The organism is Sphaerisporangium viridialbum (assembly GCF_049674955.1).
In the GTDB taxonomy this organism is placed as follows: Bacteria; Actinomycetota; Actinomycetes; order Streptosporangiales; family Streptosporangiaceae; genus Sphaerisporangium; species Sphaerisporangium viridialbum.
This window is the reverse complement of the sequence record NZ_CP187232.1, coordinates 3,235,803-3,249,417: the sequence shown is the minus strand read 5'-3', so window position 1 is coordinate 3,249,417 and position 13,615 is coordinate 3,235,803. Positions and strand designations below refer to the sequence as shown.

At 71.5% G+C, this 13,615-nt stretch carries 12 protein-coding genes; 4 read left to right on the top strand and 8 right to left on the bottom strand.

Features of this window, described 5'->3' with window-relative positions; translation table 11 throughout:
• Positions 1–78: 78 nt before the first annotated feature.
• The gene (locus ACOZ38_RS14300; RefSeq protein WP_424531050.1) at positions 79–1,284 is read left to right on the top strand and encodes a heparan-alpha-glucosaminide N-acetyltransferase domain-containing protein; all 1,206 of its coding nucleotides are present in this window, start codon (positions 79–81) and stop codon (positions 1,282–1,284) included.
• A 29-nt stretch (positions 1,285–1,313) separates the two neighbouring features.
• Here ACOZ38_RS14300 and ACOZ38_RS14295 read toward each other — a convergent pair whose 3' ends face one another.
• The 5 genes from ACOZ38_RS14295 to ACOZ38_RS14275 all read right to left on the bottom strand — a co-directional run bounded on the left by ACOZ38_RS14295 (position 1,314) and on the right by ACOZ38_RS14275 (position 6,827).
• Positions 1,314–2,108, bottom strand: coding sequence for a GntR family transcriptional regulator (locus ACOZ38_RS14295; RefSeq protein ID WP_424531048.1), 795 nt, complete (start codon positions 2,106–2,108; stop codon positions 1,314–1,316).
• A 62-nt stretch (positions 2,109–2,170) separates the two neighbouring features.
• Positions 2,171–2,935, bottom strand: coding sequence for a 3-oxoacyl-ACP reductase FabG (gene fabG / locus ACOZ38_RS14290; RefSeq protein ID WP_424531047.1), 765 nt, complete (start codon positions 2,933–2,935; stop codon positions 2,171–2,173).
• A 9-nt stretch (positions 2,936–2,944) separates the two neighbouring features.
• Complete coding sequence (locus tag ACOZ38_RS14285; protein WP_424531045.1) at positions 2,945–3,946, bottom strand: phosphotransferase enzyme family protein; 1,002 nt, start codon at positions 3,944–3,946, stop codon at positions 2,945–2,947.
• Positions 3,947–3,987: 41 nt separating this feature from the next.
• Complete coding sequence (locus ACOZ38_RS14280) at positions 3,988–5,565, bottom strand: aldehyde dehydrogenase family protein (protein ID WP_424531043.1); 1,578 nt, start codon at positions 5,563–5,565, stop codon at positions 3,988–3,990.
• Entirely contained in the window at positions 5,562–6,827 is a 1,266-nt protein-coding gene (locus tag ACOZ38_RS14275; protein ID WP_424531041.1) for an aspartate aminotransferase family protein, read from the bottom strand. Before ACOZ38_RS14275 ends, ACOZ38_RS14280 begins: the two co-directional genes overlap by 4 nt.
• 225 nt (positions 6,828–7,052) lie before the next feature.
• On the opposite strand from ACOZ38_RS14275, the gene ACOZ38_RS14270 reads away from it, so the two are divergent.
• The 3 genes from ACOZ38_RS14270 (at position 7,053) to ACOZ38_RS14260 (ending at position 10,796) form a co-directional block, all read left to right on the top strand.
• Positions 7,053–8,579, top strand: coding sequence for an APC family permease (locus tag ACOZ38_RS14270; RefSeq protein ID WP_424531039.1), 1,527 nt, complete (start codon positions 7,053–7,055; stop codon positions 8,577–8,579).
• Between the two features lie 51 nt (positions 8,580–8,630).
• The gene (locus ACOZ38_RS14265; protein ID WP_424531037.1) at positions 8,631–9,377 is read left to right on the top strand and encodes an SDR family NAD(P)-dependent oxidoreductase; all 747 of its coding nucleotides are present in this window, start codon (positions 8,631–8,633) and stop codon (positions 9,375–9,377) included.
• A 144-nt stretch (positions 9,378–9,521) separates the two neighbouring features.
• Positions 9,522–10,796 carry a C39 family peptidase gene (locus ACOZ38_RS14260; RefSeq protein WP_424531036.1) on the top strand — a complete coding sequence of 425 codons (1,275 nt, stop codon included), beginning with the start codon at positions 9,522–9,524 and terminating at the stop codon, positions 10,794–10,796.
• 70 nt (positions 10,797–10,866) lie between these two features.
• Here the strand turns inward: ACOZ38_RS14260 and ACOZ38_RS14255 are convergent, their stop codons facing one another.
• The 3 genes from ACOZ38_RS14255 to ACOZ38_RS14245 all read right to left on the bottom strand — a co-directional run bounded on the left by ACOZ38_RS14255 (position 10,867) and on the right by ACOZ38_RS14245 (position 13,562).
• On the bottom strand, positions 10,867–11,982 hold the full coding sequence (locus ACOZ38_RS14255) for an AAA family ATPase (protein WP_424531034.1): 1,116 nt from the start codon (positions 11,980–11,982) through the stop codon (positions 10,867–10,869).
• A complete protein-coding gene (pnuC, locus tag ACOZ38_RS14250; protein ID WP_424537005.1) occupies positions 11,979–12,548 on the bottom strand; it encodes a nicotinamide riboside transporter PnuC in 570 nt (189 codons plus the stop codon). Before pnuC ends, ACOZ38_RS14255 begins: the two co-directional genes overlap by 4 nt.
• 126 nt (positions 12,549–12,674) lie before the next feature.
• Entirely contained in the window at positions 12,675–13,562 is an 888-nt protein-coding gene (locus ACOZ38_RS14245) for a helix-turn-helix domain-containing protein (protein ID WP_424531032.1), read from the bottom strand.
• Positions 13,563–13,615 lie beyond the last annotated feature (53 nt).

Below are 13,615 nucleotides of genomic sequence, written 5' to 3'. Positions count from 1 at the left end.
CACGGGCCTCCGCCAAGCCGCCGAGTTTAGCGAAATGCCTGATAGATCCGCACAGCAAGTCTTAAGATTCTGGGTTCCGTGACGGATACCAATCCCCCGCTCGCGGAGATGACGGACGCACGGCCCTCCGCACCCGAAGGACCAGCGGACTCTCCCCCCGCCGGGCGGCTGGCCGGGGTGGACCTCGCCCGCGCGATCGCGGTGTTCGGGATGTTCGCCGTCCACGTCGGCCCCGATCCCGCGAACGTCGGCGGGATCCCCGGCGCCTTCCTGGAGCTGTTCCGTGGCCGCTCGTCCGCGCTCTTCGCGACGCTGGCGGGGCTGTCGCTGGTGCTGATCAGCGGTCGCGCGCGGCCGAAGACCGGGCGGGAGGGACGGCAGGTCAAGGCGCGCATCGCGCTTCGCGCCGTCATCCTCATCGCCCTCGGCACGGCGCTGACGATGCTCGGCACCCAGATCTCGGTGATCATCCCCTACTACGGGGTGTACTTCCTGCTGGCCCTTCCGCTGCTGCGGCGCGGCGCGGGGACTCTCACGGCCGCCGCCGCGCTGGTGGCGCTGGCCGGGCCGTTCCTGACGTTCGCGCCGCTCGTGATCCCCGAGTCCTGGCTGGACACCTTCGCCGCGTACGACCCGGTCAACGCGCTCGACGGGCGGGGATTCATCGACCTGGTGCTCGTCGGGGCGTACCCGGCGGTGACGTGGATGGCGTACGTGTTCGCGGGCATGGCGCTCGGGCGCACGGACCTGGAGGCGCCGCGGGTCCGCCGGCGGCTGGCCGCCCTCGGCTGCGCGCTGGCAGCGGCCGGGTACGGCGGCTCGTGGCTCGTCCTGCACGTCTTCACCGGCCTGCACACGGCCGTGGACGCGGCGGCCGCGCGGGGTTCGGACTCCGCCGCCCTGTACGACGGCCCGCTCCCCGAGCGACTGCTGGTCGCCTCCCCGCACAGCGGGACGACGTTCGAGCTGGTGGGCAACATCGGGGTGGCGGTGCTCGTCATCGTGCTCGCCCTCGGCGCGCTCGCCGCGCTGCCCCGCCTGCGCCGGCTCGCGTCCCCGGTAACCGCCATCGGGACGATGTCGCTCAGCGCCTACGTCGCCCACATCCTCGCCATCAGGTTCCTGGACGTCGAGGGACTGCTCGGCTCGACCGGCGCGGCGCTCGCCGCCCTGATCCTGCTGAGCCTCGCCTTCGCCGCCGTCTGGTCGCGCTTCTTCGGCCGGGGCCCGCTTGAGTACCTGCTGCACGTGGCCACCGCGGGACCGGCGAAGCTGGTCAGATGACGCCGTGGACGCGGCGGGCACCCAGGGGGTCAGCCGGGGACGTGGTGGAGGTCGACCAGCCGGCCGCGGGCCCGGGCGGAGTCGGCGGTGCCCGAGGCCCCGGCGGTGCGCACCAGGATCTTGGTGCGGTCGGCCCTGAACAGGTCGTGGGAGAACTCGAAGGAGTGGCCGGCCTGGTCGTAGGTGGTGCGGGTGACCGCGAGCAGCGGCAGGCCGAGCGGCACGTCCAGCACGGCGGCCTCGTCGGGGCCCGCGGGCACCGCCTCGATGGCCTCGATCGCCTCCACCGGGCGCACGCCGTACCGCTCGGCGAGCAGGTCGTAGATCGAGCCGCCGAGCGGCAGCTCCAGCAGGCTCGGGAAGCGCAGCGCGGGAAAGCGGGCGTTCTCCAGCGAGAGCGGCTCGCCGTCGGCGAGGCGGATGCGGATGATCTCGGTGACCAGGTCGCCGGGGTCGACGGCCAGCGCGGCGGCCGTCGCCTCGTCGGCGGCGACGATGCCCGCGCCGACCACCCGCGACCCGGCGGTGAAGCCCTGCTCGCGCAGCAGCGCGGGCACGCCGATGACGCTGGACAGGTCGCGTTCGATCTTGGCCCTGCTGACGAACGTGCCGCCACCGCGTCCCGGCACCCGGCGCACGGCGCCGAGCCCCTCCAGGGCGCCGAGCGCCTGGCGCAGCGTCGACCGGCTGACGCCGAGGCGCGAGGAGAGCTCGCGCTCGGAGCCGAGGCGCTGGCCGGGCTCCAGCTCGCCGGCCGAGATCAGGGCGAGGAGCTCCCGGCGGGCGGCCTCCACCGCGCTCTCATCTCCCAGGTCGCGGGACACGTCATCACCTTTCTCGCCATGGCCACGAACCACGGCGGAGACCGAAGGATCGCCCGATTAGATCACATGAGACCCAGCGCTTCCTGGGATTCGGGAAGGATCTGGCCGCCGTCCACGACCATGGAATGGCCGGTGATGTAGGCGGCCTCGTCGGTGGCGAGGAACAGGCAGGCGTTGCCGATGTCCTCGGTCGTGCCGAGGCGTCCGAGCGGGATCGCGGCCGTCATCCCCCGCAGGTAGTCCTCCCCGTGCTCCATGAGGCTGTCGGTGAGGATGTTCCCCGGCAGGACGGCGTTGATCGTGATGCCCTTCGGCGCGAGCTCCATGGCGGCGGTGCGCATGAAGCCGAGCTGCGCGGCCTTGCTGGCGCCGTAGTGCGACCAGCCGGGGTACCCGGTGACCGGCCCGGTGATCGAGGACGTCAGGATCACCCTGCCGTGCCCGGACGCCTGCAAGGGTGACAGGCACGCCTTGACGCAGAGCATCGTGCCCTTGACGTTCACGCCCAGCACCTGGTCGATGTCGTCCTCGGTCATGTCGGTCAGCCGCTTGTCGGGAAAGACGCCGGCGTTGGCGCACAGCACGTCCACGCCGCCGTGCCGCCTGACCGCGGTCTCCGCGATCCGCGCGCAGTCCTCCGCCCTGGAGACGTCGGCGGCAAGATGGGAGACGCCCAGCTCGCGGGCGGCGGCGCTCGCGGCCTGCTCGTCCCTGCCCACGATCAGCACGTTCGCGCCGGCGCGCGCGAACACCCGCGCGATGCCCATGCCGATTCCCTTGGTGCCGCCGGTGACGACGACGGACCTTCCTGCCACTGGAGTGAACATGGGGGCTCCTTAAAGTGATCCACTGAGGTAGCGTTCCGCCAGCTCGCAGCTTCCCTGGGTGTAGCCGGCGCCGAGCTCGCGGGCGATGTCGACCGCCGAGTGCGAGCCGATCCAGGCGACCAGCAGCAGGCGGCGGAACATGATGAAGGTCCAGATCTCGTTCTCGTCGTCCCCCGGCAGGCCGAGGACGCTCCGGTAGCCGCGGACCCAGGAGTCGATCATCTGGGGCACTGCCGGGTGGTGCTCGATGAAGCTGACGGCGGCGCCGAGGTCGTACAGGTACCAGCCGAGCCCGCAGTCGTCGAAGTCGATCACGGTGGTGGCGGCCGTGCCGTCCACCAGCAGGTTGGCCAGGCGCAGGTCGGCGTGGATGAGCCCGTAGCGCTCCGGCCCCTTGCCGAACCGCTCCAGCCGGTCGCGCAGGGCCCCCTCCAGCCGGGACAGCACGGCGTGCGCCTCCCGGTCGACCCCGGCGCCGTCCTGCCATCTGCCCCAGCGCGGCGCGGGCCCGAACGCGGCGTCGGCGTCCCAGTGGAACCGGGTGAAGGCGGCGGGCCGCGGCCAGCGGCGGGCGTGCAGGTGCATGCGGGCGGTGATCGCGCCGAGCGGCTCGAAGTGCTCGACCAGGCGGTGCTCGGCGGGCTCGGCGCCGGGGACGTACTCGAACATCACGCACCTGCGCGACGCGGAGCCGGGATCCTCGACGGTGACGACCCTCGACCCGTCCAGCGCGGGAAGCACCGCCGGGGTGCGCACGCCCGCCTCGTCGCGCAGCGCCGACAGCCAGTCGAGCTCGGAGGCGATCGCCTCGGGCGAGTGGTAGCCGAGGCGGTGGACGCGCAGCACCGTGCGGGCGTCCCCGTCGGTGACGAGGAAGGTGGCGTTCTCCGACACGTTGATGAGCGTCGCCCCAGCGTCGGGCGAGAGGCCGTACCGCCGCAGCGCCCGCCGGGCGACCCGCTCGACGCGGGCGAGCACGTCGCCGCCGCCCGACAGGTCATGGACCTCCATGCGCACTCCTACTGGTCACGGGCCTTCAATGGTCACGGCCGTCAGTGGTCACGGCCTTCGACCGCCGACAGGACGCGGGCCATGGCGTCCCTCGCGGTCCGTACAGAGTCTGCACGCCCCGCCCCGGGCGCCGTACGAGAGTCCGGTGCGGGAGCCGCGCCGGGCGCGGACGCGGGCACGGTGCGGGCGTTGGACGCCTCCGGGTACGGCGGGACGGGACCGCCGGGCGGCGGCGACCACGGGTCGAGCCGGTCGAAATCCCCGAACGGGGCGTCCACGTGGTAGGCGACCCGGGTCCAGTTGACCAGGTTGCCCGGCTGGAGGTTCTCCCCCGCCGACGAGCCGCCGACGAAGCCGGTGCCGATGGTCATGGAGATCGGGAGGTTGGTGTCGATGCCCGAGCTTCCCGTGCTGTTGCCCGCGTTCACCGAGACGCGCAGGACCGGCACGGCCGCGCCGTACTCCATGATCGTGGCGGGGTCGGTGCTGTGGATCGCGGCCGAGTGACCCGCTCCGGCGATGCGCAGGACGGCCCGCGCGGCGTCGATGCCGCGCCGCGCCGAGGGCACCCGCATGAGGCCGAGCACCGGGCAGAGCTTCTCGTGGGCGAGCGGCTCCTCCGGGACGGCCAGGTCGAACGGCGCGAGCAGGATCCTCGTCCCGGACGGGACCCTGACCCCGGCCCGCTGGGCGATCCACACCGCGTCCCTGCCGACGAAGCGGGTGTCGAACCGGCCCTCGGGGAACAGCGTGCCGCGCACCCGGTCACGCTCGTCGCCGCTCAGCAGGTGGGCGCCGCGCATGAGCGAGACCAGCCGATCCGCGATGGACTCCTCGGCGATGAGCACCGACTCGCTGGTGCACAGGGTGGAGTTGTCGAAGCTCTTGCTGTCCACGATGTGCCGGGCGGCCGACTCCAGATCCGCCGTGCGGTCCACCAGCACGGGCACGTTGCCGGGGCCGACACCGAGCGCCGGGTTGCCCGACCGGTAGGCGGCGCGCACCATCGGCGTCCCGCCGGTCGCGACGATGACGTCCACCCGGGGATCGGCCATCATCCGCTCGATCAGGGGCAGCGCCGGCTCCTCGACCACCTGGACCACCCCGTCGGGGGCGCCCGCGGCGACCGCGGCCTCGGCGAGCGTGCGGGCGGCGTCGGCGCAGCACTCCCTGGCCATCGTATGCGGGCTGATCACGATCGCGTTCCGCGTCATCAGCGCCAGAAGGATCTTGAAGTAGACCGTGGCCACCGGGTTGGTGGAGGGCGTCAGCGCGAAGACGACCCCGGCGGGCCTCGGGATCGAGAGGATCTTGTCGGCCGCGTCGGCCCGAGGGGACACGTAGTCGTGGCCCGCGTAGGACTCGACCAGGCCGGTCGAGCAGGCGAGGTTCTTGAGCGCCTTGTGCTCGGCGACGCCGAACCCGGTCTCCCGCACGGCCCACTCGGCGTAGCGCACGGCGTTGGCGGCGGCCACGCGGGCGACGGCCGCGACGACACGGTCCACGGCCGCCTTGTCGTAGCGGGCGTACGCGCGGGCGGCCCACCGCGCCCGCTCCAGCATGACCGGCCCGCGGTCCGCCGACCTGCCGTTCATCGTGCCGTTCACCGTGCTGTTCACCGGGCCTCCTTGGCGGCCCGCGCGATGGCGACGGCCGTACGATCCAGCAGTTCCTCGGCCAGCGACGGGTCGAGGAGGATGCCTGGTTTGTACTGCAGCACCCGGGGGTCGAGGGTGGAGAAGATCGCCCAGACCCCGTTCTCGTACAGATGCCTCATGACGTACTTCGCGCCCTCGGGATGGTCGAATTCCAGGCCGATGACCAGGCCGTTCTGCCGGATTCCGGTGAACCAGCCGGGGTTGTCGGCGCGGATGGCGGAAAGGCCCCGGCCGATGAGGTCGCTGATGTAGTGCACGATCGAGCGGGTCTCAAGACGGTCGCAGATCTCCAGCGTCTTCAGCGCGGTCACGCAGCCCAGCTCCGCGCCGCCGAAGGAGGCCATGTGCGCGAAGCCGTCCTCGGTCAGCCACCCCGCGCAGCGCTCGCTGACCAGCACGGCCGCGATGGGGTACAGGCCGCCGGAGATCCCCTTGCCGGTGACCAGGATGTCGGGCCGGATGCCGTGCTTGGTGATCGCCCACAGTTCCCCGGTGCGCATGAGCCCGGTCTGCACCTCGTCGGCGATGTACAGGGCGTCGTGGGTCTCGCAGAGCCGCTTGACGCCCTCCAGGTAGCCCGGCTCGGGCAGCGGGAAACCGTATGTCGCGGGGATCGTCTCCATGATCACGGCGGCGACGTCCCTGCCCCGCAGCGCCTCGTCCATGGCCGCGAGGTCGTTGAACGGCACGTGGACGAACTCCTCCGGCCGGTCGGACAGGAAGAGCTTGGAGAACCGGTCGTCGCCGGTGCCGACGGCCAGCCCGGTGTGCCCGTGGTAGGCCTTGACGATCGAGACGATCTTGCGCTTGCCGGTCGTGTGCCGCGCGGTCTTGAGCGCGATGTCGATCGCCTCGCCGCCGCCGCTGGCGTAGATGACCTTGCTCAGTCCCTCGGGGGCGGTGGTGATCAGCGCCTCGGCGAGTGCCGTGCGGGCCAGGGACGGGAAGTGGTGGTTGCCGATATCGAAGTGGTCCATGGCCTGCCTCAGCGCGGCCAGGACCTCCGGATTGCGGTGGCCGACGTTGTAGGTGCCGCCGTTGAGGTGGACGTCGATCAGGCGCTTGCCGGAGACGTCGTACAGGAAGTAACCCTCCCTGCGGTCGATGACCAGAGGCACTCCGGAGTCGATCCAGAACTGCGTCTTCCCCGGGTTCCAGTACGCCAAGGACTTCTCTAGAACCTCGTCCTTGGACGCGAAGGAGAACAACCCGTAGTCCAGCATCCTGGTCCCATCGGTTCGGTCTACTAATCGGTAGGACCGAATAATTCACCAGGCCGACCTTATGCGTCAATGGTCCATCTTGTGAGGATTCGGAAACACAGAAGGTGTTGCTTGACCTGGCCATAAATGGCAACATTTGCGCACCTCGCGTGACTTCGCCCACGTCGAGAGTGTCCCCAGCGCAGGAGGCCGACCGGTGTGCACCACGGAACAGAATGCACAGTCTTGAGCACCACAGATAGCCGGGCGACGGCGGCGACCTCCCGGCCCGCGGGCGTGAACCGCCTGCGCAAGGACGCCGTCGGCCTGCTCGGCGTCATCTTCATGGCGGTCGCCACCGCCGCCCCGATCACCGCCATGACGGGCAACGTCCCGATCGCGCTGGGCTTCGGCAACGGCCTCGGCGTCCCGGCGGGCTACCTCGTCGCGACCATCGTCCTCACGGTGTTCTCGGTGGGGTACGTCGCGATGGCCAAGCACATCACCTCGGCCGGCGCATTCTACGGGTACATCTCGCACGGGCTCGGCCAGATCGCGGGCATGGTCGCGGGCCTGCTGGCCACCATGGCGTACGTCGTGTTCGAGGCGTCCATCATCGGATTCTTCGCCTACTCGGCCAACGACACCTTCAAGTCGCTGGCGCATGTGGACGTCCACTGGCTGTGGTTCGCCTTCTTCGGCCTCGCGCTCAACGCCGCACTCACCTACTTCGACATCAACCTCACCGCCAAGGTGCTCGGCGTCTTCCTGGTCACCGAGATCCTCATGCTGGGCCTCACCGCCACCGTGACGCTGTTCCACGGCGGCGGCCCCGACGGGCTGATGGCCGGCTCGCTCAACCCGGTCAACGCCTTCGGGACCAACGGCCTGGCGGCGGGCGCGGTCGGGCTCGGGCTGTTCATGTGCTTCTGGTCGTGGGTCGGCTTCGAGTCCACCGCGATGTACGGCGAGGAGTCCCGCGACCCCAAGCGCATCGTGCCGAGGGCCACGCTGGTCTCCGTGGTCGGGATCGGGCTGTTCTACACCTTCGTCTCCTGGATGACCGTCGCGGCCAGCGGCACGAAGGCGCCCGAGATCGCGGCCAAGGAGTTCGCCGGGGTCTTCTTCAACCCCACCCGGGAGCTGATCGGCGTGTGGGCCGTCGACCTGTTCAAGATCCTTATCCTGACCGGGTCGTTCGCCTGCTCGATGGCGTTCCACAACTGCGCGTCGCGCTACCTGTACGCGCTCGGCCGCGAGGACCTGATCCCCCGCACCGCGCGCACACTCGGGCGCACCCACGCCAAGCACGGCTCCCCGCACATCGCCGGGTTCGCGCAGACGGCCGTGTCGGTGGCGCTGGTCCTGGCGTTCTTCTTCGCCGGCATGGACCCCTACGTGCACATGTACACACTGCTCGCCGTGCTCGGCACGCTCGCGATCCTCGTCGTCCAGTCGCTGTGCTCGTTCTCGGTGATCGGCTACTTCCACGTCAGGAAGAAGCACCCGGAGACGGCCAACGTCTGGCGCACGCTGGTCGCCCCGCTGGCCGGCGGCCTGGCGATGCTGTACGTCGTGTTCCTGCTCTTCCAGAACCAGGAGGCCGCCGCCGGAGACGCGTCCAAGACGCTGCTGTTCAGGCTGATCCCGTGGATCGTGCTCGGCTTCGCCGCCGCCGGCGCCGCCCTGGCGCTCTACCTGCGGGCCAGGAAGCCGCTGAAGTACGACATCATCGGGCGCATCGTGCTGGAGGAGACCGTCGAGCGCGACTGACGGCATCGAGCACCGTCGACCGGCCACACCCGCGCCAGGAGGAACGAGACAGTGAGCGGACGAGCAGTACTGGTGACAGGAGCGTCCAGGGGCATCGGACGGGCGATCGCGACGGCCTTCGCCGCCGCGGGCGACCGCGTCGCGATCCACCACCGGGGCTCCGCGGACCTCGCGGTACGGCTGCGCGACGAGCTGCCGGGCAAGGGCCACGTGGTCGTCCAGGCCGACATCGCCGATCCCGGCCAGGTGAGGCGCATGGCCGACGAGGCGGCCGAGGCGCTCGGCGGCATCGACGTCCTGGTCAACAACGCCGGCGTCTTCTTCCACCACCCCATCACGGAGGTCTCCTACGAGGAGTGGCAGGCGGCCTGGCGCGAGACGCTGGACACCAACCTCGTGGGCGCGGCCAACCTCACCTGGTGCGCCGTGCGGCACATGAGGCGCGGCGGCCGCATCGTCAACGTCTCCTCGCGCGGCGCCTTCCGCGGCGAGCCGGAGGGGCCGGCCTACGGGGCGAGCAAGGCGGGGCTGAACGCCCTCGGCCAGTCGCTCGCCATCGCGCTCGCCCCGCACGGCATCTCGGTGGGGACGGTGGCGCCCGGCTTCGTCCAGACCGACATGACCAACGAGCACCTCAAGCCGCCCCGGGGTGACGCCATCCGCGCCCAGAGCCCGTTCGGCCGCGTGGGCCTGCCGGAGGAGATCGCGGCCGCGGTCCTCTACCTGGCCTCCCCGGCGGCCGAATGGGCCACTGGCAGCATCATCGATCTCAACGGGGCCTCCTACCTGCGGACCTAGGCGCCTTGGACGCACGCCTCGCCCCCGGCGGCGGGCGAGGCGGCGTCCCTGTCCCGGCGGCGATACGTAAACCGCCCGATGTACGAAATAGGCGGAGGTTCTACCGTCTGCGGCGTCGAGAGCCCCTTCAGGGAAGGTGAGCCCATGCGCGTGCCGACCGTCCTCCTCTCCGTCTTACTCCCCGCCGTCCTCCTGGCCACCACCGCCGCGACGCCCTCCGCGGCGAGCGCGGCCGCCGGGGCCAAACCGCCGCCGAGTCCGGTGCAGGTCGTCTACCAGCGGGCGTCCTTCCACTCCGGCACCGCCGAGGGTGTCACCGCCGGGCGCGGCCTCGCCTTCTCCTCCCCTGTGGGAACGACCTCCTACACCGACGCGCTCGGTACCAAGGACTGGGAGTACGCCCGCTGGACCGGCAAGGAGCGGCGGATCGGCTTCGCCGCCACCGAGCTGGTCGCCTCCTGGACCGCCGACACGCCGCCCGGGAGCTGGCTGCAGGTCGAGATGCGCGGCCGCCACGCGGCCGGGCTGACCAAGTGGTACGTGATGGGCCGCTGGGCCTACGGCGAGTCCGACATCCGCCGCACCTCGTTGCCGGGCCAGCGGGACGCCGACGGCACCGTCTCCGTCGACACCTTCGTCGCCGCGGCGGGCAAGGCCATCACCGCGTACCAGCTGCGGGTCACGCTGCATCGCACGCCGGGCTCGGCGGTGATCCCCGAGGTCAGGACCCTCGGGGCGATGGCCTCCGCCGTACCGGAACGCGCCACCGTGCCGGTCAGCCCCTCGGGCGGCGCGTGGGGAACCGAGCTGAACGTGCCCCGCCGCTCCCAGAACGTCCACCGCGGCCACTACCCCGAGTGGGACGGCGGCGGCGAGGCGTGGTGCAGCCCGACCTCGACCACCATGGTCCTCGGTTACTGGGGCAGGTGGCCGAGCGCCGAGGACACCTCCTGGGTCGACCCGTCCGACCCGAACCCCGAGGTCGACTACGCCGCCCGGTACACCTACGACCACGCCTACCAGGGTGCGGGCAACTGGCCCTTCAACACCGCCTACGCCGGCCGCTACGGCCTTGACGGCTTCGTGACCCGGCTGCGGTCGCTCACCGAGATGGAACGCCTGATCAAGGCCGGCATCCCGGTGATCACCTCCCAGTCGTTCCAGGAGAGCGAGCTGCCCGGCGCGGGCTACGGCACCAACGGCCACCTCATGGTGATCATCGGCTTCACCGCCACGGGCGACGTGATCGCCAACGACCCGGCCTCGCCGGGCAACGACGCCGTACGCCACGTCTACCCGCGAGCCAACTTCGAGAACGTCTGGCTGCGCAGCTCGGGCAGCGGCGGCATCGTCTACGTCATCCATCCGCCCGGGCACAGGCTGCCCAGCACCACACCGGGGCTGCCCGCCAACTGGTGACCCCTTGCCGGGCGCGGCGGGCCCTCCGGGGTTCGCCGCACCTCGGCCCCCGAACCGTGGTCCGGTCACGTCACAGCGGATCGGCGAAGGCCCAGCCCTTGGCCAGCACGGCGTCGACGGCGTCGGCCGCGGCGGCGAGACGGTCCTCGGGTGAGCCCGCCACGACGACGTACGGGAGGCCGCGCCGGTCGAGCTCCTCGCGGAACCGGCCGGACATCCATTCGCGGATGGACTCGCCGTCACGCCAGCCGTCCTGTTCGAACGGCACGCCCGCCGTGCCGGTGAGGATCCACAGGTCGTGGCGGCTCCGGCGGTGGACACGCTCGACGTCGGGGGAGGCCGCGCCGAGATAGCGCTCATGCCAGAGGGACGTGGCGAAGGCGTCGGTGTCGCAGACCAGCAGCGGCGAGCCGGACCGGGCGGCGGCGTCCTCCAGCGCGAGGTGACGCTCGGCTATCAGCGTGAACTCCTCCGAGGACCAGGGAAGGTCGCCGATCCACAGGTCATCCCGGTGGCGGTCCAGGCGCCGGGCGGCGGCCAGCTTCTCCTCGCAGTAGAGGCGGCCGTACTCGGGCACCCAGCGCGTGGCCGCCCACACCCCGCCGCGTGCCGCGTAGCGCGCGGCCAGGGCGCGGGCGAGCGTCGTGGTCCCCGAGGACTCCGCCCCGACGACCACCACCCGCCTGGCCAGGTAGGCCCGCACGGCCGGGGACAGCCACTCCCAGCAGGCCACGGGATCGGCACGTACGGCGGTGCCGCTCACGGGGAAGCGACCGCGAGAGGGGTCGACCGGCACGTGCGCCGCGGAGAAGCGGCGGGCCAGCTCGGGGCCGTAGTCCTCCGAGCTGAACACCGCGTCGACCGGCGGCACGTCGAGCGCCCCGGCGCCCGTTCCCGGTAGTGCCGCCAACCCGGCGCGGAAGGCGTCCACGTGTTCGCGCCAGACGGCGTCCGACTCGAAGTCGATGTCGGCGTCGTCGAGCACCGGGACGATCTCCACGTGCGGCTGCGGGTGCCGCTCCCGCAGCCAGCCCGCGCGCGACACCAGAGGGATGCTCTCGACGGTGGACGCCGCGACCACCACCGTCAGGCGCTCGCACGCCGCCGCCGCGGTGTCGACCAGATGGTGGTGACCGGCGTGCGGTGGATAGAACTTGCCGATGACCAGGCCGTGCCGGAACGTCATGCCGCCGTCTCCAGCGTTGCGGCCGTCCGGCCGAACCGGTCGCGCCGCCACGCCAGCAGCCCCGCCACGCACAGCCCCAGGAAGACGACGTAGAGCCCGCTGGTCAGATACAGGCCCTTGTAGGCGTACAGCGGGATGTAGACCAGGTCGGCGGCGATCCACAGCCACCAGGACTCCAGCAGCTTACGGCTCTGACCGTAGGTCGCCGCTAGCGAGATCGCCGTGGTCAGCGCGTCCCAGAAGGGCACGTTCGAGTCGGTCCGGGCGCTCAGCAGCCACGTCAGCAGGCCGGTCAGGGCGACCCCGGCGACGGCGAGCGCGGCCCACTCGGCCGGTGACGTGCGGTGCACGACCAGCCGGGTGCGGTCGCGCCCGCCGTAGAGCCACTGCCACCAGCCCCAGGCCTGGAGCACGACGTACACCACCTGCAGCCCGGCGTCCGCATACAGCCCGCCGTCCACGAAGATCAGGCCGAGCAGGGCCACGTTGGCGATGCCGACAGGCCAGTTCCAGATGTTCTGCCGCACCACGAGCCAGACGTTGACCACACCGGTGGCGAAGCCCAGGATCGCGTGACCAGTGCAGGTGATGGTTCCAGGAGTGGCGAGGCTGGTGCTCGATCTCGGATACGCTCACGACCGCCGCCGGTCATGTTCTTTCTGCACATGCTCATGATCACAGCGGTGGCCGTCTCACCTCCGGCCGGCGACCGAACCGAGATCCCTGGAGACGTGAGGCTTGGCGGGTGTCTGGTGGCTGGGCCATGCGATGTCGTCAACCGCCAGAAACGGCTCGGCGGCCACGGTCGCGGGGGTCACTCCGGTGAACGCCACGACGTCCCGATGCAGGTGGGACTGGTCGGCGTAGCCGGCGTCGGCCGCGACTCGGGCCGCGCCTTCACCCGCGACCAGGCGGTGGGCGGCATGGTCGAAGCGGACCAGCTTCATGGCGCGCTTGGGCTGCAGGCCGAGCTGCGAGCGGAACCGGGACCACAGGCGCTTACGGCTCCATCCGACCTCCCTCGCCAGTCCGTCGACCCGGACCAGGCCGCGGCTGACGATGATCCGGTCCCAGGCCCAGGCCACCTCCGGGTCCACCGGCGACCCCGCCTCATGCCGGCGGGCGAGCAGCGCGTCCGTCAACGCGAAGCGATCCTGCCACGACGAGACATCGCACAGTCGCTCACGGATCCATGACGCCTCCCGGCCCCACAGGTCGTCGAGGGCCACCACGGCGCCGTCGAGTTCGGCGGGGGAGGCGCCCAGAACCGCGCGTGCGATCACCGGGGACAGGCGCACCTGCACACACTCGACGTTCTCACCCCGCGCCCAGACCGCGCCTCCGGACCCGACCCCGGGCCCGGCGACGACACTTCCCCGCTGCTGCCGCCCGGCGACATCGTCCACGACGGGCGAACCGGTGCCGAACTCCAGAAGCAGCGTCACGGCCGGGTGCGGGACCATCCGGAGCGCGTCCAGGTCACGGACACCGAACCCGGCCATGGTGACACCGGCCACCCGGCTGGGCCGCTGGGGGCACGCGACCTCCCACACAGCCGCACCGTGCACGAACGTCCGCACCATCCCATGCTAGCGAGCCGAGGGAGGGGAACATTTGTCCAATCCGCCGGCGC